19 protein-coding genes are annotated in these 19,307 nt (G+C 67.7%); 2 read left to right on the top strand and 17 right to left on the bottom strand.

What is annotated here, in order from left to right:
- Position 1: 1 nt before the first annotated feature.
- The 8 genes from ASC65_RS10165 to ASC65_RS10130 form a co-directional block, all read right to left on the bottom strand.
- Entirely contained in the window at positions 2 to 748 is a 747-nt protein-coding gene (locus ASC65_RS10165) for a DUF4908 domain-containing protein (RefSeq protein ID WP_056452263.1), read from the bottom strand.
- A 99-nt stretch (positions 749 to 847) separates the two neighbouring features.
- On the bottom strand, positions 848 to 1,573 hold the full coding sequence (gene phbB, locus ASC65_RS10160) for an acetoacetyl-CoA reductase (RefSeq protein WP_056452261.1): 726 nt from the start codon (positions 1,571 to 1,573) through the stop codon (positions 848 to 850).
- A gap of 128 nt (positions 1,574 to 1,701) precedes the next feature.
- Positions 1,702 to 2,760, bottom strand: coding sequence for an NAD(P)-dependent alcohol dehydrogenase (locus ASC65_RS10155; RefSeq protein WP_056452259.1), 1,059 nt, complete (start codon positions 2,758 to 2,760; stop codon positions 1,702 to 1,704).
- 48 nt (positions 2,761 to 2,808) lie between these two features.
- Positions 2,809 to 3,183 (bottom strand): GFA family protein, encoded by a 375-nt coding sequence (locus tag ASC65_RS10150; protein WP_235561471.1) that lies wholly within the window; start codon positions 3,181 to 3,183, stop codon positions 2,809 to 2,811.
- A gap of 85 nt (positions 3,184 to 3,268) precedes the next feature.
- Positions 3,269 to 5,605: a TonB-dependent receptor gene (locus ASC65_RS10145; RefSeq protein ID WP_056452256.1), complete on the bottom strand. Its 2,337-nt coding sequence runs from the start codon at positions 5,603 to 5,605 to the stop codon at positions 3,269 to 3,271.
- A 146-nt stretch (positions 5,606 to 5,751) separates the two neighbouring features.
- A complete protein-coding gene (locus ASC65_RS10140) occupies positions 5,752 to 6,501 on the bottom strand; it encodes a DUF72 domain-containing protein (protein WP_056452253.1) in 750 nt (249 codons plus the stop codon).
- Between the two features lie 169 nt (positions 6,502 to 6,670).
- Positions 6,671 to 7,180 carry a hypothetical protein gene (locus tag ASC65_RS10135; RefSeq protein WP_056452251.1) on the bottom strand — a complete coding sequence of 170 codons (510 nt, stop codon included), beginning with the start codon at positions 7,178 to 7,180 and terminating at the stop codon, positions 6,671 to 6,673.
- A gap of 109 nt (positions 7,181 to 7,289) precedes the next feature.
- Positions 7,290 to 7,862 carry a TetR/AcrR family transcriptional regulator gene (locus tag ASC65_RS10130; protein ID WP_056452248.1) on the bottom strand — a complete coding sequence of 191 codons (573 nt, stop codon included), beginning with the start codon at positions 7,860 to 7,862 and terminating at the stop codon, positions 7,290 to 7,292.
- A 131-nt stretch (positions 7,863 to 7,993) separates the two neighbouring features.
- Between ASC65_RS10130 and ASC65_RS10125 the strand changes: the two genes are divergently transcribed.
- On the top strand, positions 7,994 to 8,323 hold the full coding sequence (locus ASC65_RS10125; protein WP_056452245.1) for a CC_3452 family protein: 330 nt from the start codon (positions 7,994 to 7,996) through the stop codon (positions 8,321 to 8,323).
- 6 nt (positions 8,324 to 8,329) lie between these two features.
- Here ASC65_RS10125 and ASC65_RS10120 read toward each other — a convergent pair whose 3' ends face one another.
- The 9 genes from ASC65_RS10120 to ASC65_RS10080 form a co-directional block, all read right to left on the bottom strand.
- Positions 8,330 to 8,788 (bottom strand): ion channel, encoded by a 459-nt coding sequence (locus ASC65_RS10120; RefSeq protein ID WP_056452242.1) that lies wholly within the window; start codon positions 8,786 to 8,788, stop codon positions 8,330 to 8,332.
- 50 nt (positions 8,789 to 8,838) lie between these two features.
- Positions 8,839 to 10,200, bottom strand: a complete 1,362-nt coding sequence (locus tag ASC65_RS10115; protein ID WP_056452238.1) for a glutamate--cysteine ligase — start codon at positions 10,198 to 10,200, stop codon at positions 8,839 to 8,841.
- A 173-nt stretch (positions 10,201 to 10,373) separates the two neighbouring features.
- A complete protein-coding gene (locus ASC65_RS10110; protein ID WP_056452235.1) occupies positions 10,374 to 10,829 on the bottom strand; it encodes an ion channel in 456 nt (151 codons plus the stop codon).
- Between the two features lie 72 nt (positions 10,830 to 10,901).
- On the bottom strand, positions 10,902 to 11,621 hold the full coding sequence (locus ASC65_RS10105) for a 16S rRNA (uracil(1498)-N(3))-methyltransferase (protein ID WP_056452232.1): 720 nt from the start codon (positions 11,619 to 11,621) through the stop codon (positions 10,902 to 10,904).
- A 249-nt stretch (positions 11,622 to 11,870) separates the two neighbouring features.
- Positions 11,871 to 13,037 carry an acyl-CoA dehydrogenase family protein gene (locus ASC65_RS10100; protein WP_056452229.1) on the bottom strand — a complete coding sequence of 389 codons (1,167 nt, stop codon included), beginning with the start codon at positions 13,035 to 13,037 and terminating at the stop codon, positions 11,871 to 11,873.
- Between the two features lie 182 nt (positions 13,038 to 13,219).
- Positions 13,220 to 15,004 carry an acyl-CoA dehydrogenase C-terminal domain-containing protein gene (locus ASC65_RS10095; protein ID WP_056452226.1) on the bottom strand — a complete coding sequence of 595 codons (1,785 nt, stop codon included), beginning with the start codon at positions 15,002 to 15,004 and terminating at the stop codon, positions 13,220 to 13,222.
- A 2-nt stretch (positions 15,005 to 15,006) separates the two neighbouring features.
- Positions 15,007 to 15,495 carry a MerR family transcriptional regulator gene (locus ASC65_RS10090; RefSeq protein ID WP_056452223.1) on the bottom strand — a complete coding sequence of 163 codons (489 nt, stop codon included), beginning with the start codon at positions 15,493 to 15,495 and terminating at the stop codon, positions 15,007 to 15,009.
- A gap of 118 nt (positions 15,496 to 15,613) precedes the next feature.
- Positions 15,614 to 16,036, bottom strand: a complete 423-nt coding sequence (locus ASC65_RS10085) for a DoxX family protein (protein ID WP_056452220.1) — start codon at positions 16,034 to 16,036, stop codon at positions 15,614 to 15,616.
- Positions 16,037 to 16,319: 283 nt separating this feature from the next.
- Positions 16,320 to 17,732: a protein adenylyltransferase SelO gene (locus ASC65_RS10080; protein WP_056452217.1), complete on the bottom strand. Its 1,413-nt coding sequence runs from the start codon at positions 17,730 to 17,732 to the stop codon at positions 16,320 to 16,322.
- 191 nt (positions 17,733 to 17,923) lie between these two features.
- Here ASC65_RS10080 and nhaA point away from each other — a divergent pair, with 191 nt between their 5' ends.
- The gene (gene nhaA, locus ASC65_RS10075; RefSeq protein ID WP_056452719.1) at positions 17,924 to 19,135 is read left to right on the top strand and encodes a Na+/H+ antiporter NhaA; all 1,212 of its coding nucleotides are present in this window, start codon (positions 17,924 to 17,926) and stop codon (positions 19,133 to 19,135) included.
- Positions 19,136 to 19,307 lie beyond the last annotated feature (172 nt).

The following is a 19,307-nucleotide window of genomic DNA, read 5'->3' as shown; positions in this document are numbered from 1 at the left end:
CTCAGGTCTGAGGCAGGATGGCGCGGATGACGCGGGCCGAGGATGGGCGGCCGGCCATGCCCTCGTCCGGATTGACCGTGACGGTCAGGCGACCGCGCGAATAGGTCACCCCTGAGCGGCGGCCCTCGACAATGGTGATGCTGCGCAGATCCTCGACGTATTCGCGCGCGGTCGGCGAGCGGGCGATGCGGATGACCGCCTCGGTCGTCACGATCAGGGCCTCCACGCAAAGCGATTCCGAGCGTTGTCCGCTCAGATTGACCTCGACCAGCCGGCCGAGCGCCTGGCTCACCATGGCGCTGCGCTGGGCCATCAGGCGGAACAGCAGCACCGGGCCGAGGGTCGGCGGCGTCAGGCTCTGGCCGGCGCCGGCGAACGAGGCGGGCGAGCCGCCGGGCGCCCGCGGCGTGTAGACGGTCATGCCGCCGCCGGGGGTCACCCGTAGGACCTCATCCCCCGCATCGTTGCGGTAGATGACGTCGCCGCGCGGGGCGGCGCTGGGGCGCAGCACCCAGGTTTCGGCGCGGCGGTCGAAGCGCAGCAGGGGGTGCCGCCCAGATCGGTCGAGGATGAAGCCCTCGCCCGATTCCGCCATGTAGCGGCCCACGGGCGGCGGCGTCGGCGGGGATGGACGGCGTTCGCGGAGCGACTGGCTCTGTTCCGCCTGGGCGTTGCCGCGGCTCTGGGCCAGGGCCGGGGCGGCGAACAGCAGAGACAAAAGGGCCGTAACCGCGAGGGCGATCGCCATCGCGGCCTGAAGCGGCGTTAGCGCCGTTCTGACCCTCGCCGTCAACTCCATAGCGGCCTAGTAGGAATCGCCACGCGGCGGATTTTGGGCAGGTGGACCTCAGCCGACCAGATACTGACCGCCGTTCAGCGACAGCGTACAGCCTGTGACATATCCGGCACGCTCGCCCGCCAGCCAGGACACCATGTCGGCGATCTCCTCGCCCTTGCCGAGGCGACCGACGGGAATCTGGGCGACGATGCCGGCCAGCACCTTCTCGTCCATCGCCCCCACCATTTCCGTGTCGATATAACCGGGCGCGATGCAGTTCACGGTCACGCCCTTGCGGGCGTTCTCCAGCGCCAGGGCCTTGGTGAAGCCGATCATGCCGGCCTTGGCGGCCGAGTAGTTGGTCTGGCCGATCTGGCCCTTCTGGCCGTTGATCGAACTGATGTTGACGATGCGGCCGAAGCTGCGGTCGCGCATGCCGTTGATGACCTGACGCGTCATGTTGAAGACGCTGTCCATGTTCACCCGGATGACGTCGGACCACTGCTCCGAGCTCATCTTGTGGAAGAAGCCGTCGCGGGTGATGCCGGCGTTGTTCACCAGCACGTCGATCGGGCCCAGCTTGGCCTCGATCTCGGCCACGGCGCGGGCGCAGTCCTCGAAGCTGCCGACGTTGCCCTTGACGACCATGACGTCCAGTTCGCGGGCGGTCGCCTCGGCGGCCTCGGTATTGCCGGAGTAGCCGGCGGCGACGGCCATGCCGTCCTCCTTGAGCCGCTGAACGATCGCCTTGCCGATGCCGCGGGTGCCGCCGGTCACCAATGCCACGCGAGCCATGTGCGATTCCTTGTCCCTGGAGCGCCCTCTCTGGTGGAGGGCCTTCAATCTAACGGTGTAGCGACGAGAGGGGCTAGGGTCGAGGGGCGAGGGTCGAAGCAGCGCCCCTCGCCCGTCGCCCCTCGTCCCTAGATCTTTGCCATGTCGATGACGAAGCGGTAGCGGACGTCCGACTTCTCCAGCCGGTCGTAGGCCTCGTTGATCTGGGCCGGGGCGATGACTTCGATGTCGCTGGCGATCCCGTGCTCGGCGCAGAAGTCGAGCATCTCCTGGGTCTCGCGGATGCCGCCGATCAGCGAGCCGGCGACGGCGCGGCGCCGCCACAGCAGGCCCATGGCGTAGACGGGCAGACCCTCGGTGGTCAGGCCCAGCATGACCATGGTGCCGTCGCGGGCCAGCAACTGCACGTGGCTGGCGATCTCGTGGGTGGCCGAGACGGTGTTGATGATCAGGTCGAACTTCTCGGCGGCCGCGGCCATGGCGGCCTTGTCCGAGTTGATCAGGAAATGTTTGGCGCCCATCCGCTCGGCGTCGGCCTTCTTGCGGTCGGAGGTCGACAGGACGGTGACCTCGGCGCCCATGGCCGCAGCCTGTTTGACCGCCATGTGGCCCAGGCCGCCCAGGCCGATCACGGCGACTTTGGAGCCGGGCTTGATCTTCCAGTGCTTGAGGGGGCTGTAGGTGGTGATGCCGGCGCACAGCAGGGGGGCGGCGGCGTCGAGGGGGATGCTGTCCGGGATGCGAAGGACGTAGTTCTGGTCGACGACGATGGCGGTCGAATAGCCGCCCTGGGTGATCTTCTGGCCGACGTCGGCGCCCTTGGGGTCGGGAGAGCCGTAGGTCTGGGTCATGCCGGGGACGCAGTACTGCTCCTCGCCCTCGCGGCACGAGGCGCAGGTGCGGCAGCTGTCGACCATGCAGCCGACGCCCACCCGGTCGCCCTCCTTGAAGCGGCTCACGTTGGCCCCGACGGCGGTGACCACGCCGGCGATCTCGTGGCCGGGCACGATCGGATAGCGGGTGTTGCCCAGGTCGTTATGCACGATGTGCAGGTCCGAGTGGCAGATGCCGGCGTACTGGATCTCGATCGCCACATCGTCCGGGCCGGGGTCGCGGCGATTGAAGCTGTAGGGCTCCAGGGGCTTGTCCGAGGCGACGGCGGCGAAGGCGCGGGTGGCGATGGGCATGGGAGGCTCCTGAAGCTTGGCGGCGGACGTCAGTTGCGCCCTCGCGGGTCAGCTCGCAAGGGGTGGCGGGCTCCGGCCGTCGATGCGTCGCACCGGCGCGGCGGCCAGGTCGAAATCCTCGAACAGCCGAGCGTTCAGAATGATCCGCGCCGGCATGTCGACGCCGTCTTCGCGGGTCCAGGCCGGGGCATCGTTGAACACCGAGCAGCCACAGGTTTGGCAGTGATGGAAGGTCATCATCCGGTCGCCCCACTGGTAGGCCGCCAGGGTCTCGGGCGTCGTCTCCAGGGTCACCTCGGCCGGGTCGTAATAGGCCCAGAGCCCGCCGCGACGGGAACAGATCGAGCAGTCGCACTCGGTCACGCTGTCCGGGGCCGGGGCGCTGAAGCGCTGGGCCCCGCAATGGCATCGTCCGCGGATCATCACGCCGACATCATGACCCGCCGGCGGGGCGCGGATCAACGGCGATGGTCGGCTGCGGCGCCCGGGGACGCCGCAGCCGCCGGTGTCAGTAGCGGGCGGTCAGCTGCACGCCGAAGGTGCGCGGCGGATTGAAGTTGCCGTAATCGCCCAGGGTGGTGCGGTTGGCCGGGTCGCGGCGATAGACGTGGGCCTCGTCCAGCAGGTTGCGCGACCACAGGGCCACTTCCAGCGTCGGACCGCCCGGGTTGGTGGGGATGTCGGCGATCGCGACCCGGCCGTTGACGATGAACGAGGAGTCGTTCTTCACCGCGGACTGGTCGAACGTCTGGGTCGCGTCGGCGTAGTTGGCGTCCAGGTGGGCCTTCAGCGTCGCGTTCATCAGCTGCGATTCCCAGTCGGCGGCCACGCTGGCGGCGTTCGGCGGGGTGAAGACGATGAACACGGGCTGGATCACGCCCGTGAACGGGTTCTCGGTCGGCGGGATTTCGGTGTCGGTGTAGGCGTAGGAGGCCGACAGGCGCAGATTGTCCGTCGCCTGGAACTGGCCCTCCAGCTCGATGCCGCGGATTTTCGTGGTGCCGGGCGCGTTGACGGTTTCCAGCGTGTTGCGGGTCGAGGCGCCGACGACCGTGACCAGGCTGAAGTCGATCTGGCTGTTCTCGCGATCCATGGCGTAGACGGCGGCGTTCAAGCGAAGCCGGTTGTCGAACAGGTCGCTCTTCAGGCCGATCTCGTAGGCCGTGACCTCCTCCGCGTCGAACGAGCGGTAGGTCAGCGAGCGCGAGCTGGCGCCGCCGGCCCGGTAGCCGGTCGAATATTTGGCGTAGACGTTGACTTGGTCGGACGCGTCCCAGGCCACGGTGACCAGCGGGTCGAACCGGTCCGTCGAGGTGTCGAAGGTGAAGTTCGTCGCGACGTTGTTGACGATCTCGAGTCTGCCGTCCTTGTCGTCCCAGGTGAATCGACCCCCCGCGGTGATGTGCAGGCTGTCGCCCAGGATGTCCGGGGTGAAGGTCGCCTGGCCGTAGACGGCCTTGGATTCCGAGTGCGCCGTCGAGGCGCGATCCAGGAAGCGATGGCCGCGGATGGTCGGGGTCGGGTCGAGGATGGTGTAGCCCGTGCCGTCGGCGTTCCAGCGGTTGGTCGACGGCGTCGCCGCGTCGTCCGAGACGGTTTCCTTGAAGTAGTAGAGGCCGCCGACGTAGTCGATCCGGTCGCCCAGCGAGCCGAGCGCCTGGATCTCCTGGCTGAACTGGTGTTGCCAGAAGCCGGCCAGCGAGTAGCGGCTGAAGTTGCCGTTCGGGCCGACGACCGGCGGCCGGTGTGCGCCGGCGATATTGTCGTACTGCTCGACGTCGACCTCGCGATAGGCCGTGATCGAGCGCAGCTCCAGCGCGTCGTTCGGCCGCCACGACAGGTGCAGGTCGGTCCCCTGGGTCTCATCCGTGCTCCACTGCTGGGGCACGCCGATGTCGGCGACCGTCATGCGGTCCTCGCCCTCGACGATGACGATCGGGGCCAGGTCGCGGATGCTGCCCGACGGGACGCTGGGCGAGGTCCACGGCACGACCAGCCGGCCCAGCGGGTTGAAGTTCAGCAGTTGGCTGTAGAAGGGCGTGTTCTTGTCGACGCCGGTGTCAGCGGCGAGATCGGCGGTGAAGGTGTCGGTGGGGGTCCAGCGCACCTGGGCGCGGAGGCCGCGACGGTCGAACTGGCCGAAGCCTTCCTCTCCCGGAAGCGGGTTGCTGGTCGCCGGACCCTGCACCTGGATGACGCCGTCGATCTTGAACGCGAAGTCGCCGACCGCGCCGAAATTGACGTGCAGTTCCGAGTTGTAGGACTCCTGGTTGCCGACGCCGGCGATGGCGCGCATGTCGAACTCGCCCGAGGGCCGGCGCGTGATCAGCGACAGGGCGCCGCCTTCGGTGTTGCGGCCGAACAGCGTGCCTTGCGGGCCCTTCAGGACCTCGATGCGCTCGATGTCGAGCAGGGCGGCGCCAAGGCCGTGTTGGCGACCCAGGTAGACGCCGTCGATGTAGACGCCGACGCCCTGCTCGCGAGCCGGCTGGTTGGCGTCGAGCGGGACGATGCCGCGGATGCCGATGGTCAGAGCCGACTGGCGAGCCTCGAAGGTGGCGACGCGCAGGCTGGGCACCGCGCCGTCAGCCAGGTCCATCAGGCTCTGGACGTGCCGGTCGGTCAGATCTTCCGAATTGACCACCGAGATCGAGATCGGCGTGTCCTGCAGGTTGGTCTCGCGCTTGGTGGCGGTGACCACGATGTCGCCGAGCCGGGTTGCGCCGGCCGGATCCTCGACGCCCGGATCGGACGGGCCGCTCTGGGCCAGGGCGGGCGAAGCGGCGACGAGCGCCAGGGCGCTGCCTGCCAGCAGGCAGGTGCGAAGACGAGTTTGGTTGTGCATGAAGTCCCCCGTTCAGGTCGGGGGACGCTAGGGAGGTCGTGTGTCGGCTGGATCACCTGCCGATCAATGATTCATGCGACTTCAGCGGCGCCTTTGCGTCGATTGAGCCTCATGCGGACAGGGTTTCACATTTCCGTCGAAACGGCTCAGCTGAGCCGTGCGATCAGCGCCTGCGCCGCCGCGGGGTTGCGCACCTTGGCCCCGGAGATGAAGTAGGCGAAGACCTCGCCGCGCTTGGCCCAGACGCCGGCCTGGTCGGCGATGCGGTCCAACTCGTCCGCGGTCATCCCGGTCGGCTCGTCCTCGCGGCTCGACATCAGCCGGGCGTAGGTGAAGTCGGCGGTCGGCTGGTCGATCTTCGGCCAGTTCGGCTCCTCGTCGTCCTCGGCATAGACGATGGCCACGCCATATTTCGCGGCCAGATCATAGAACTGCGGGACGTCGAAGGTCGGGTTGCGCACCTCCAGGGCGTGGCGCAGCCGGACCCCGTCCTGCTCCTTGGGCAGCAGTTTGAGGAAACCTTCGAAGTCCTCGGGGTCGAACTTCTTGGTGCCCATGAACTGCCAATTGATCGGCCCCAGCTTGTCGCCCAGCGCCGTCAGACCCTGGCCGATGAAGCGCTCCATCGACTCGCCCATCTCGGACAGGACTTTCCGATTGGTGCAGTAGCGGCTGGCCTTGACCGAAAAAACGAAGCCGTCGGGCGTCTCGTCGCGCCACTTCATCCAGCTGTCGATCTTGAAGGTCGAATAATAGGTGCCGTTGATCTCGATCGAGGTCAGGGCGCGGGAGGCGAACTCCAGCTCCTTTTTCTGGCTCAGCTTCTCCGGATAGAAGACGCCGCGCCATGGTTCGAAGGTCCAGCCTCCGACGCCGACGTGGATGTTTCCGCTCATGGTGACCTCCAACCGCAACGTGCGTCACAGCTAGCTCAGGAGCCGACGCGGCGGAAGTCGGCGATGGGCGGGAAGCGGACATCGCAGCCAGGCGGAGCTGCCAGTCGCGAGCTCCATCGGGGTGGGACGTAGGAAGCTGGAACCCGCTGAAGCACCGGCGCGCCCGCCGCTAGAAGACCAGCAAGGCGGCGTAGGCCGGATCGGCCAGCCGGGCGTTGACGAACTCGGCCTGACGGTCGCGGGGCACCTCGAATCGGATGAAGGGCGCCAGTTCAGGGAGGATTTCAGGCGGCGTGTCCATGGCCTCGGGCATCTCGCATTCGGCCAGGGCGAAATAGATGTCGCCGGCGTCGTCCATCAGCAGGTCGACGTCCCACTGCAGGCCATGCCGATCGACCGCGGTCCGCCGCAGCTTGTGGATGCGTCGGCTGGTCAGCGGCCAGAGGTCGTCGAAGTCGCGCGGCTCGGCGATGGCCGTCTCGATCTCGATCAGTCGGCCGGCCGCGGCGATCTTGTAGGTGAAGCTGTCTTCGCGGCGGTCGTTGTCGATGCGCCGACGGATGCGGGCGTCGCCGGGCAGATAGCCCTGGCGGATCTCGCTCCAGGTCGCCCGGTCCCACAGGGCGAGGACGGCCGTTGGATCGGACAGGACGTATTTGCGCTCGTTCTCGGTCGGCATGGGGCTTTCTAGCCCGAAACCGCGATCGCCTGTCCAAAGGTGATCCAGACGCCGTTCGGGTCGCGGATGATGAACTCGCGCATGCCGTAGAAGGCAGTGACGGCGGTGGTCACCCGACCAGCATCCGGTAGGCCGCCATGGCCTGGTTGCGCGCGGTCTCGTCGTCGAGCAGCCGGCGGGAGTGGCTGTAGGCCAGGACCAGGCCCTTGAACTGGAACACCAGGGTGTCGAGGGCGGCCTCGTCGCGCTCCGGGTAGAGGGTCCGGAACTCGCGGCGCAGCACCTTGGCCCAGCGGATCTGGCTGCTCTTCAGCGCGTCCCGCAGCGGGCCCGGCTGGTCGTCCAGCTCGGCGGCGGCGGCCATGAGCGGGCAGCCGCCGGGACGGTCCTCGCCGTCGATCCAGTCGAGCTCCCCCTCAATGATCTTGTCCAGACGTGCGCGCCCCGGCTCCAGCGGCTCGGCCGGGTCCCAGACGGCGACCTTGAAGCGATCGATCATGGCGTCGACCAGTCGGGTCTGCAGCGCTTCCTTGGACTGGAAATGCTTGAGGACGGCGCTCTTGGAGACGCCCGCAGCGCCGGCCACGTCCTGCAGGCTGACGGCGGCCAGACCGCGCACAGTGACCTGGCGCATGGCTTCGTCAAGCAGTCGGGCGTGGGTCGCGGCGCCTTTGGGCGGCATGGGTCTCTCCATAAAAAGTGACCGGTCGGAGACTTTTCCGATTGACTCGAAGTGACCGGTCGGTCACTCATATGTGCACGGTCGGTCACTTTCGCACGAACCGGCCGGAATGAACAGCCCAGGAGGGCAAGATGCTTCTCATGACCCTGATGGCCGCCGCCCTGGCGGTCGCCCAACCGGCGCAACCCGTCCAGTCCGGGGGCGCCAGCGCCACCCTGACCCAGCCGCGCGAGGTTCGTCAGAGCCTCGATGGCCGCAGCTGGAACTGCAACGGCGGCGGCGAATGCGTCGGACGCGGCGGCGGTACGACCCAGCCGCTCATGCGCGAATGCCGCCGCTTCGTAACCCGCTTCGGCCCGGTTTCGGCCTACAGCCGCGAAGGCCTGGCCCTGACCGAAGCCGAGATCGGCCAGTGCAACTCCGACAGCCTGGTCCGCGCCGGGCGCCAGCCGTCGCTCTGACCGGCCTCAGCCGCCCCCGCCGCGCGCGCGGCGGTGGTGCGGCGCGGGCACGATGCGCGCCATGACGGTGACGAAGAAGGCCACCGACCAGCCGAGCAGGATCACCCCGTTGATCCCCTCGATTGCTCCCAACAGCTTCCACTTCTCGGCGATCTCGGCGTCGCCATAGCCGATCGCGCCATAGCTGATGGTCGAGAAATAGATGGCGTCGCGCAGGGTCTCGACCGCCCCGAGTCCATGGAAGAGCAGGGCGTAGACCCAGATCTGCAGCCCATGCAGCACGAACAGGCCGAGGATGATCAGAACCGTCAGCAGGGCGGCTTCGACCGACACCGCGTTCATCCGCACCCGGCCGGTGCGTTGGTCGTGGTGCGTGATGCCGCGCGCCATCACCAGCAGGCCGCTCGCGTGCATCGCGACCGTCAGCAGCACCATCACCGTTGCGATCGCCAGCTCCAGAGCCATGGGCCCGTTCTATCAGACGCGGCCGTTTCGCTCGACCCCGGGTTGCGGCGTCAGTAGGCGAAGTCGCGATAGAGCCGGCTCAGGTCGCCCTTCCACTCGCCATGGTACAGGTCGAGCAGGCGATCCGCGGGGGTCATGCCGCTGTCGGCGATGTCTTCGAGCTCGGACAGGTAGCCCCGCTCGTCGACCATGCCGCCCGAGAAACGGGCGCGGTTCTTGAGACCCTCGCGGGCGATGTGAACCAGGTCCTTGGCCACGTCCTGGACGGTGCGGCCGGCGACCTCGGCCTTGAGGCCCAGGCGGGTGACGTCGCGGCGCAGGCGTTCGTGGTCCTCGACCTCCCAGTCCTTGACCAGGTCCCAGGCGGCGGCCAGCGAGGGCGCGTCGTACAGCACCCCGGCCCACAGGGCGGGCAGGCCGCAGATGCGGCTCCACGGCCCGCCGTCGGCCCCGCGCATCTCGAGATAGGACTTCAGCCGCACCTCGGGGAACAGGGTGGTCAGGTGATCCATCCAGTCCTTCTTGTTGGGCAGGTCGCCCGGCAGGGCCGGCAGCTTGCCGTCCAGGAAGGCGCGGAACGACTGGCCCGAGGCGTCGACGTACTTCCCATCGCGCTTGACGAAATACATCGGCGTATCAAGCGCGTAGTCGGCGTAGCGCTCGTAGCCGAAGCCGTCCTGGAAAACGAAGTCGAGCATGCCGGTGCGGTCCGGATCGGTGTCGGTCCAGACGTTGGCGCGGGCGGTCAGGAAGCCGTTCGGCTTGCCCTCGGTGAAGGGCGAACAGGCGAACAGGGCGGTGGCGATCGGCTGCAGCGCCAGCGAGGTCCGGAACTTGGCCACCATGTCCGCCTCGCTCTCGAAGTCGAGGTTCGCCTGGATGGTGCAGGTGCGCAGCATCATGTCGAGGCCGAGGTTGCCGACCTTGGGCATGTAGGCGCGCATGATGTCGTAGCGGCCCTTGGGCATGACCGGCACGTCCTCGCGCCGCCATTGCGGATCGAAGCCGACGCCGAGGAAGCCGAGGTTCAACTGGTCGGCGACCTGCTTGACCTCCATCAGGTGCTGGCCGGTCTCGGTGCAGATGTCGTGGATGTCCTTTAGCGGGGCGCCGGACAGTTCGAACTGGCCGCCGGGCTCGAGGCTGATCGAGGCGGTGAAGCCCTCGGCGTTGTCGCGCTCCAGGGCGATGACGTGGTCGCCCTCCAGCACCGGCTTCCAGCCGAAGCGGGTCAGGCCGTCGAGCATGGCCTTGATGCCATTCGGGCCGTCATAGGCCGGACGACGCAGGGTCGACTTGTCGAAGCCGAACTTCTCGTGCTCGGCCCCGATGCGCCACTGGTCCTTGGGTTTCTCGCCCTTGGACATGGCCCCGATCAGGTCTTCCCGGGAAAGCGGTGCGGCGTCGGCCATGCGGATCTGTAACCCCTCAGAGCCAAATCGGTCCCGATGGCGCGGCCATCGAGGCTCAGATTTCGCTCACCTTTTTGCGTGGACCATCGTCTGGAGTCGGATCGGAACGATCCGAAGCGAAAATGGTCGCGTCGCGGCTAGATGGGCGACCAAGCGGCGCCGCTCAAGGGGGGTCAGTGTTCGTGTTCGTCCGGAAGGTCGTGAACATCCGGAAACAGCCGGGCGATCACCGTGACGAAGAAGGCGACGGACCAGCCCATCAACAGGGTGCCGTTCACCCCTTCGATCGCACCCAGCAGGCGCCAGGATTCCGAGATCAGGCCGCCGCTGTAGCCGATGGTCGCGTAGCTGATGGCGGAGAAATAGATCGCGTCGCGCGGGTCGGGCACAGCGCCCAGCCAGTAGAACAGCAGGGCGTACAGGGCGATCTCGAGCCCATGGAGCGCAGTCAGCGCCACCGAGGTCGTGCCCGCCAGAATTCCGCGCCGCCAGCGCAAGGACCGCGGCAAGACGCCGAACCCGCCCCGGTCGAGCCATTGCAGGAAACTGGTCATGTAGACCAGGCCGGTGCCGTGCACGGCGACCGTCATCAGGATCATCAGCGTTGAGACGGCCAGCTCACCGGTCATGAGCGTGGATATTCTAGCCCGACCGGCGCTCCCGCAATCCGGGTTTACCCGGCCCCTACACCCGCCGGGGCGTCAGCGTTCCCAGTCGCCGACCGCCGCCTGCCACAGGGTCAGGGCCGTTGTCGCCGCCGTGTCCGCGCGAAGCACTCTAGGGCCCAGGGAAACAGCGGTGGTGAAGGGCAGGGCCCGCAGGCGGTCGCGCTCCTCGGGCGAGAAGCCGCCCTCCGGGCCGATCAGTATGGCCCAGGGGCCGGCGCCCGCGGCCTGGACCGCGGCGATCGCCGGCGCGCCGCCGGTCTCGTCGCAGAACATCAGCCGGCGCGTCGGGTCCCAGCCGTCGAGGATCCGTTCCAGCTTCACGGGATCGTCGACCGGGGGCACGTCCAGCCGCCCAGTCTGTTCCGCGCTCTCCTCTGCGATGGCGTCGAGGCGGTCGAGGCGCAGGTGCTGGGACTGGGTCCGGGCGGTGGTCACCAGCCGGATGCGCGCGGCGCCCAGCTCGGTGGCCTTCTCGACCGCGAACTCCAGGGCGGCTTTCTTGACCGTGGCGATCAGCAGTTCGACGTCGGGCGGGTTGATCTGGTCGCGGACCTTCTCCTCGGCCCGGAGGATGACGCCCTTCTTGAGCACCTCGGCGATGGTCGCGCGCCATTCGCCGTGCTCGCCGTTGAACACCAGCAGTTCGTCGCCGACCTTCAGCCGCATCACCTGGGCCAGGTAGCGCGACTGGTCGAGCGTCGGCGCGAGGGCCGCGCCGGGGGACAGGGGCTGGGGCAGGTGGAGGCGGATCATGACACTCTCATAGCCTGCCCGGCGGCCTTGTCATCCCGGACGAGCGAAGCGAGATCCGGGACGGGTTGGCCCACCTACAGGTCCTCCCGGACGACCCGCGAGGGTTGAGCCGGGAGGCGGGTCGGTCGCTGGCCGGTCAGCATGAGGCCCGGTTCGGCAAGCCGACCGGGCCTTGGGATTGGGTTCGTGATGGCGTCCCCGATCGCCGCTGCGCGGCGTCGGGGATGACAAGGTCCGGTGCGCTTATCCCTACAGCGTCCGTGCGATCAGCAGCTTCATGATCTCATTCGTGCCGCCGTAGATGCGCTGGACGCGGGCGTCCTTGTACAGCTGGGCGATCGGGTACTCGTTCATGTAGCCGTAGCCGCCGTGGAGCTGCAGCATCTCGTCGATGACCTCGCCCTGGATGTCGGTGACCCAGTATTTGGCCATCGAGGCGGTGGCGGCGTCGAGCTTGCCCTGCAGGTGCAGGCCCAGGCAGTGGTCGACGAAGACCTTGGCCACGGTCAGCTTGGTCTTCACCTCGGCCAGCTTGAACTGGGTGTTCTGGAAGTCGATCACCCGCTTGCCGAAGGCCTTGCGCTCCTTGACGTAGGCCAGGGTCTCCTGGAGGCCGCGCTCGGCCGCGGCCACGCCCTGGATGGCGATGTTGAGCCGCTCCTGGGGCAGCTGCTGCATCAGCTGGATAAAGCCCTGGCCCTCGCCGCCGCCGATGACGTTGTCGGCGGGGACGCGGACGTCGTTGAAGAACAGCTCGGAGGTGTCGTTCCCCTCCATGCCGATCTTGTGCAGGTTCCGGCCGCGCTCGAAGCCCTCGGCGCCGTCGGTCTCGACCACGATCAGGCTGGTGCCCTTGGCGCCCTCGGTCGGGTCGGTCTTGGCCACGACGATGATGAAATTGGCCAGCTGGCCATTGGTGATGAAGGTCTTGGAGCCGTTCACCACATAGCCGTTTCCGTCCTTGCGGGCGGTGGTCTTGACGCCCTGCAGGTCGGAGCCTGCGCCGGGCTCGGTCATGGCGATGGCGCCGACCAGCTCGCCGGACTGCAGGCGGGGCAGCCAGCGCTGCTTCTGCTCCTCGGTGCCGTAGTGCCAGATGTAGGGCATGACGATCGCATTGTGCAGCGAGATGCCGAAGTGGTCTGCGCCCTTCCAGCCCAGCTGGCGCATCAGCACCACCTCATGGCGGTAGTCGCCGCCGAAGCCGCCGTCGCCCTCGGGCATGGACAGGCCGAGCAGCCCCGCCTCGCCCGCCTGGCTCCACAGCTCGCGCGGCACCGACGAGTTGGCCAGCCAGGTCTGCACCTGCTCCGGCGAGCCGTGCTCGTCGATCCATTTGGCGACCGAGTCGGAGAAGAGGACGATCTCCTCTTCCTGCATGAAGGCGGGTTCGGGGACGTTGAGGACGTTGAGCATGGTCGGTTCCGCTTCACTGATCCCTCTCCCGGCGGGAGAGGGCTTGAGCGCATGATCGCGCCAGCGATCGTCCTTGCGCGAAAGGGTGAGGGGCTACGGCAGGACGTCATCCGTTGGACGCCCTCACCCTCCCGCTCGCTGGCGCGAGCGGGCCCCTCCCTCTCCCGAGGGGAGAGGGGTCGTTAAAACGCCTCCACCGGCATGCTCATCAGGACGTCCGCGCCGGTCTTCAGCTTGGTCAGGTGCGCCGCGGCGTCGGGCAGGATGCGCTCGACGAAGTAGCGGCCGGTCTGCAGCTTGGCGACGTAGAACGGGTCGGTCGATCCGGCCTCGATCTGCTTCTGGGCGGCGATGGCCATCTGCGACCAGGCATAGGCCAGGGCGGTGAGGCCGAAGATGTTCAGGTAGTCGGTGGAGGCGGCGCCGGCGTTGTCCGGATTGGCCATGCCGTTCTGCATCAGCCACATCGTGCCTTCCTGCAGCTTCTTTTTCACGTCGGCCAGGCCGTCGATGAAGGGCTTCACGGCCTCGTTCGAGCCGTGCTCCGCTACGAAGGCGTCGATCTCACCGAACCAGGTCATGATGGCGCGGCCGCCCTGGGCGGGCAGTTTGCGGCCGACCAGGTCGAGGGCCTGGATGCCGTTCGTGCCCTCGTAGATCATGGTGATGCGCGCATCACGCAGATACTGCGAGGCCGGGAAATGCTCGGTGTAGCCCGAACCGCCGTGCACCTGCATGGCCAGGCTGGCGGCGTGGAAGCCCTTGTCGGTCAGATAGGCTTTCAGCACCGGGGTCAGCAGGCCCATGTAGTCCTTGGCCTTGGTCGCCACGGCCTCGTCCTCGGACTTCTCGAGGTCGGCCTGCAGGGCGGTCCACAGGATGAAGGCCTGGCCGCCTTCGACGAAGGCGCGGGCCTCCAGAAGCATGCGGCGCACGTCGGGGTGGACGATGATCGGGTCGGCGGGGCCGTCCGGGTTCTTCGGGCCGGTCAGGCTGCGGCCCTGCAGGCGGTCCTTGGCGAACTCGGCGGCGGCCTGGTAGGCGGCGGTGCCGATGGCCAGGCCCTGTAGGCCGGTGCCGAGGCGGGCCTCGTTCATGACCACGAACATATTGTTCATGCCCCGGCCTTCTTCGCCGATCAGCCAGCCCTTGGCGCCGTCGTACTGCATGACGGCGGTGGCGTTGCCGTGGATGCCCATCTTGTGCTCGAGGCCGGCGCATTCGAGCGTGTTGCGCTCGCCCAGCGAGCCGTCCTCGTTGACGAGGAATTTCGGCACCACGAACAGCGACAGGCCCTTGATGCCCGGGACCGCGCCTTCGACGCGGGCCAGCACGGTGTGGATGATGTTGTCGGCGAAGTCGTGCTCGCCCGCCGAGATCCAGATCTTCTGGCCGGTGATCGAATAGCTGCCGTCGCCGTTCGGCACGGCCTTGGTGCGAACCATGCCCAGATCGGTGCCGCACTGCGGCTCGGTCAGGTTCATCGTGCCGGTCCATTCGCCGGTCGACATCTTGGGCAGGTATTTCTGCTTGAGCTCTTCCGAGGCGTTGGCGTGGATGCCCGCCCAGGCGCCGGCGGTCAGGCCCGGATACATCGAGAAGGCCGCCGAGGCGCCCGCCGTGAACTGGCCCACGGCCGAGCCGATGACCGACGGCATGCCCTGGCCGCCGTAGGCCGGATCCATCATCAGCGAGGGCCAGCCGGCCTCGACCATCTGGTGATAGGCTTCCTTCCAGCCCTTGGGCGTGGTGACCACGCCGCCCTCGGCCCAGTGGCAGCCTTCCTTGTCGCCCGGGTTGTTGATCGGGGCGATGACTTCGTCAGCGAATTTGCCGGCTTCTTCGAGGATCTGCTGGGCCAACTCCGACGATACGTCCTGGAAGCCCGGCTGGTTGGTGTAACGGTCGATTTCCAGCACTTCGCTCAGGATGAACGTCAGATCGCGGACGGGCGCCTTGTAGGCCATGATCAGGCTCTCGCTTTAAAGGGCTGGTGGTGGAGGTGGTCGCTGTTGAGCCGCGCATCCATCAGGTTCGCGTACTCGTCGGCGCCGGGAAGCAGGTCGGGGCGGTGTTCGCTGAGCTTCAGCTCCATCCACTGACAGGCGTCCTCGGCCGTCTGAATGGCGCCTTCAATGTCCTCGAGCTGCTGCTTGAGCGCCGCGATCTGGGCGCGGTGCCGACGCAGGGCGACGGCCATCTGATGGGCGTTGTGGTCCTTGCGGTCGTACAGATCCAGCATGTCCTGGATATCCTGCAGCGAGAACCCGATGCGGCGGCCGCGCAGGATGAGCTTCAGCCGGGCGCGGTCGCGGGCGTCATAGACCCGCGTCTGGCCCTTGCGGGCCGGGGTCAGCAGGCCCTTGTCCTCATAGAAGCGCAAAGCGCGCGCCGTGGCTCCGAACTCTCGGCAGAGCTGGCGGATCGAATAGGTGCGGTGATCGTCGGCGGTCGCCATGACCGCTACCTAACTCAAACTTGACGCGCACGTAAAGGGAAGCCTTCACGTCGGGCCGAAATTGGAGACGGCCGCCGGGGGCTCCGGCGGCCGTCGATCCGTTCCGTTGACGTCGGGGTCAGCGCGTCTCGCGCGCCCGCATCCACAGCACGGGGGCGGTCATGGCGATCAGGACCACATTGGTCACGGCCGGGCCGACGTTCAGGCCGTAGGTGTGGATCGCCAGCATGGCGACTTCCAGCGCCAGCAGGCCGGCGGCGGCGACCACCAGCAGCGGGCGTCCGTGCTTCCAGGACGCCAGGGGCGCCAGGATCAGGACGGCCAGGATGATTTCGGCCAGGCCGAGCCCGCGGACCATCTCGTCGGCGACGAAGGCCGGCCAGCGCATCAACTCGACCAGATTGGTCATAGGTTCGCTCAGCTTGGCGTAGCCGGCGGCGACGAAGAACATCGCCAGCCAGCCCTGGAGCGTCCAGAGCGTCAGATTGCGGCGGCTCGCGTTGAGCCGCGAGCGGGCGGGGGTGAGGACCTGAGAAGTCATTTTGTTCGACGCCCGGGGAGGAGCGCTCATTCTATTGGTAACAGCAGCGATGTCGGTTCGGTGGATCCGTTCCGCAAGAGCGCGAATCGAGCCCGTAACCATCCGTGACCGCCTTCTGCGAGACCCCCGCGGCCAAAGCGTGGCCGCATTCATAAATCTCTGTAATCTGGAGGGCGTTGAGCAGCGGTTAAGGGCGTCGGTCGAACTCGGCATCGAGAAGGCTCCAAGGAACGCCTTCAAGTTACCGCCACCCTCCTGCCAGCTTGCTGTCAGCAGCAGGTCGTCAGCGTCCGCCGGCCAAAGCTTGTCGGGCGGACTCCAGCCGAGCCAGCTTGGCGTACAGCGGGGTCCAGTCGTCTGCTGTATCGATGGCGGCCCAGATCGCCTCGACCTCGTCGATCAGCATCTCCTCCGGTTCGGGCGCGGCGAACACCGGATGCTCCAGCCGCTCCGGCCGGTCGGGTTCGTGCTCGAACAGGGCGAAGCGGAAGGCGTCGAAGGCCTCGCCCTGGTAGAGCTTGCCGCGGGTCCCGCCGAGCGCGCGCGCCGAGGAGGCGAAACCGCCGAACCAGTCGAAGAAGAGCGGCTCCCAGCGCAGCGCCTCGCCGCCTTCGCGCAGCAGGGCCAGGGTCGTGTCGAGCAGCCGCTGGTCCGCCGCTTCACCGAGGCTTTTCACGCCGAGCCGGTCCAGGAAGGCGGCGCGCAGTTCGCGGATGTAGGCCGGTCCGAAGCCGTTCAGGGCCTCGGTCAGCGGCTCGGCCTCGGCGACCAGCTTCAAGGCGCCGGCCAGCTGGGTCAGGGCCCAGAACACCGCCTCCGGCTGGCGGGCGAAGGCGTAGAGGCCGAACTGGTCGAAATAGGCGGCGGTGAAGCCGGGCTCGTAGAGCGGAAGGAAGCGCCACGGCCCGTAGTCGAAGCTCTCGCCGGTGACGTTCAGATTGTCGGTATTCAACACGCCGTGGACGAAGCCGGCGGCGATCCAGCGGGCGGTCAGCCGCGCAGAGGCTTCGACGACGGCCTTGAGGAAGCCGGGCGCATCCCCCGCCGCAACCTGCGGGTGGTAGAGGGCGCGCGCGTGCTCGACGAGCGTTTCGACCATGTCGGCGCGCTGAAAGAAGGCGGCGCGCTGGAAGGTCCCGAACCGGATGTGGCTGTGCGACAACCGGACCAGCACGGCCGACCGGGTGGGCGAGGGCTCGTCGCCGCGTTCCAGGTCCTCGCCGGTCTCGATCAGGCTGAAGGCCCGGCTGGTCGGCACGCCCTGGCTCTCGAGCATGGCGGCGGCGAGGATCTCCCGCACCCCGCCCTTGAGCGTCAGCCTGCCGTCGGCGCCCCGCGACCACGGTGTCTGGCCGGAGCCCTTGGTGCCAAGATCCAGCAGGCGGCCCAGGTCGTCCCTCAGCTGGCCGGCCAGGAAACCGCGGCCGTCGCCCAGGTCGGGATTGTAGGTGCGGAACTGATGGCCGTGATAGCGCATCGCCACCGGCCCGGGCTGGCCAGGCAGGGGCTCGAAGCGGCCGAAATGGGCGATCCATTCGGCGTCCGTCAGGCTCTCCAGCCCTACGGTCGCAGCCGCGCGGTCGTTGCGGAAGCGCAGGATGGCCTGGGGAAACTCAGCGGACTGGACGGCGTCGCCATAGTCCTCGCCGAGGTCGAAGAAGCGGGGCTCGGGACGGTAGGCGGGGGAGGGCGGCATGGCGCCGAGATGCGGTCTTCCCGGCTCCGGCGCAACCGGCGTCTTGAACGGGCGCGTCCCGATCGTATTCTAGGGACAGAGATCAGGCCGGGTTCGCTCCCGGTCAGGCCGGCGCTCGGACAGGGGCGAATCCGGTCCGGCGTCCGTCGATAACCTGGCGCCACGACCGTTCTTCCGATGTGGAGGCCGCCGTGGCGCGCAGACTGACTCTCGACTTCCTCAAGACCGAAGCCGGCTCCGGCGTCCTACTGGGGCTCGCGGCGCTCACGGCGCTGGCGGTCGCCAACTCGCCGCTGTCGTCGGCCTATTTCGGCTTTCTCAAGAGCGAGCATGTCGTCCAGATCGGCCCGCTCGCCCTGGCCCTGACGACCTCCGAGTGGATCAAGGAAGGCCTGATGGCGGTCTTCTTTCTCGTCGTCGGCCTGGAGATCAAATACGAAATCCTGCGCGGCGAGCTCAGCGATCTGCGCAAGCTGGCCACCCCGGTGCTGGCCGCGTTGGGTGGGATGGTCGGGCCTGCCGTCGTCTACCTGGTGATCGCGGGCCTGCTCGGCGGGCCGCACGAAGGCTGGCCCATTCCGCTGGCGACGGACATCGCCTTCGCCCTGGCCGTGTTTGCGATCGCGGCGCGCGGCCTGCCGTCCTCGCTGCGAATTTTCCTGCTCACCCTGGCCATTGTCGACGATCTCGGGGCCATCGCCCTGATCGCGGTGCTCTTCTCCAAGGGCGTCAACCTGATGCTGCTGGTCTGGATCGTCGGCCTGCTGGCGGCCGGGGCCGTCGCGGCGCGCTGGCGCAAGATCCCGGCTCCCTTCTGGGTGCTGGGCTTTGCGGCTGTCTGGTATCTCAGCGTCAAGGCCGGCCTGTCGACCTCGCTGACGGCGGTCGCCTTCGCCGCCATCGTGCCGGTGCGCGAGCGGCTATGGGATGGCCAGAGTCCGCTGCAGGAGGCGATGCACGACCTGCACCCCTATGTCGCCTTCCTGGTCCTGCCTCTGTTCGCCTTCGCCAAGGCGGGGGTCAACTTTGCCGCCCTGCCGCTCGAGCTGGCCTTCGCGCCGCTGGTGGTCGGCATCGCCCTGGGCCTGTTCGTGGGCAAGCAGGCCGGCGTGTTCGGGGCGGCCGCCCTGGCCTCGGCGCTGAAGATCGGGCGCCGCCCGAGCGACTCGACCTGGCTGGAGCTCTACGGCGTCAGCCTCCTGTGCGGGGTGGGATTCACCATGAGCCTGTTCATCGGGGCTCTGGCCTTCCCGGGTGCGATCGACTCTACGTTGCAGGTTGAGGTCAAGCTCGGCGTTCTGGCCGGCTCCCTGTTATCGGCGGTTTCCGGCGCGCTTGTGCTCGCTGTCGCCGCGCGTCGGCGCAAGGAATTGGCCGAGAACCCGCCGGATACAGCCAAATAACAGGCGAATATTGACCTAGGGTCACCGGTTTCTGTCGCTTTTGCGTCACAGTCGATCTCCGGCCATGGCTGAAATGAGGCGTGATCGGTTGCGGCTCCTTGTCGCTGAGTCCGGCCTAGGTTACGCCGAATACTGGAATTTCCGCGCTCCACGAGAAGAGCTCGGGGCCAGG

It is taken from the genome of Brevundimonas sp. Root1279, from assembly GCF_001425945.1.
Classification (GTDB): Bacteria; Pseudomonadota; Alphaproteobacteria; order Caulobacterales; family Caulobacteraceae; genus Brevundimonas.
This window is presented reverse-complemented; position numbering and strand designations above follow the sequence as displayed.

Bases quoted from the DNA above. Each gene is read 5' to 3' on its own strand.
- ASC65_RS10110 (WP_056452235.1), bottom strand. From the start codon at position 10,829: ATGACCGGTGAGCTGGCCGTCTCAACGCTGATGATCCTGATGACGGTC.
- ASC65_RS10105 (WP_056452232.1), bottom strand. From the start codon at position 11,621: ATGATCCGCCTCCACCTGCCCCAGCCCCTGTCCCCCGGCGCGGCCCTC.
- ASC65_RS10115 (WP_056452238.1), bottom strand. From the start codon at position 10,200: ATGGCCGACGCCGCACCGCTTTCCCGGGAAGACCTGATCGGGGCCATG.
- ASC65_RS10145 (WP_056452256.1), bottom strand. From the start codon at position 5,605: ATGCACAACCAAACTCGTCTTCGCACCTGCCTGCTGGCAGGCAGCGCC.
- ASC65_RS10155 (WP_056452259.1), bottom strand. From the start codon at position 2,760: ATGCCCATCGCCACCCGCGCCTTCGCCGCCGTCGCCTCGGACAAGCCC.
- ASC65_RS10095 (WP_056452226.1), bottom strand. From the start codon at position 15,004: ATGGCCTACAAGGCGCCCGTCCGCGATCTGACGTTCATCCTGAGCGAA.
- ASC65_RS10090 (WP_056452223.1), bottom strand. From the start codon at position 15,495: ATGGCGACCGCCGACGATCACCGCACCTATTCGATCCGCCAGCTCTGC.
- ASC65_RS10080 (WP_056452217.1), bottom strand. From the start codon at position 17,732: ATGCCGCCCTCCCCCGCCTACCGTCCCGAGCCCCGCTTCTTCGACCTC.
- ASC65_RS10165 (WP_056452263.1), bottom strand. From the start codon at position 748: ATGGCGATCGCCCTCGCGGTTACGGCCCTTTTGTCTCTGCTGTTCGCC.
- ASC65_RS10085 (WP_056452220.1), bottom strand. From the start codon at position 16,036: ATGACTTCTCAGGTCCTCACCCCCGCCCGCTCGCGGCTCAACGCGAGC.
- ASC65_RS10150 (WP_235561471.1), bottom strand. From the start codon at position 3,183: ATGATCCGCGGACGATGCCATTGCGGGGCCCAGCGCTTCAGCGCCCCG.
- phbB (WP_056452261.1), bottom strand. From the start codon at position 1,573: ATGGCTCGCGTGGCATTGGTGACCGGCGGCACCCGCGGCATCGGCAAG.
- ASC65_RS10140 (WP_056452253.1), bottom strand. From the start codon at position 6,501: ATGAGCGGAAACATCCACGTCGGCGTCGGAGGCTGGACCTTCGAACCA.
- ASC65_RS10130 (WP_056452248.1), bottom strand. From the start codon at position 7,862: ATGCCGCCCAAAGGCGCCGCGACCCACGCCCGACTGCTTGACGAAGCC.
- ASC65_RS10100 (WP_056452229.1), bottom strand. From the start codon at position 13,037: ATGCTCAACGTCCTCAACGTCCCCGAACCCGCCTTCATGCAGGAAGAG.
- ASC65_RS10120 (WP_056452242.1), bottom strand. From the start codon at position 8,788: ATGGCTCTGGAGCTGGCGATCGCAACGGTGATGGTGCTGCTGACGGTC.
- ASC65_RS10135 (WP_056452251.1), bottom strand. From the start codon at position 7,180: ATGCCGACCGAGAACGAGCGCAAATACGTCCTGTCCGATCCAACGGCC.
- ASC65_RS10125 (WP_056452245.1), top strand. From the start codon at position 7,994: ATGCTTCTCATGACCCTGATGGCCGCCGCCCTGGCGGTCGCCCAACCG.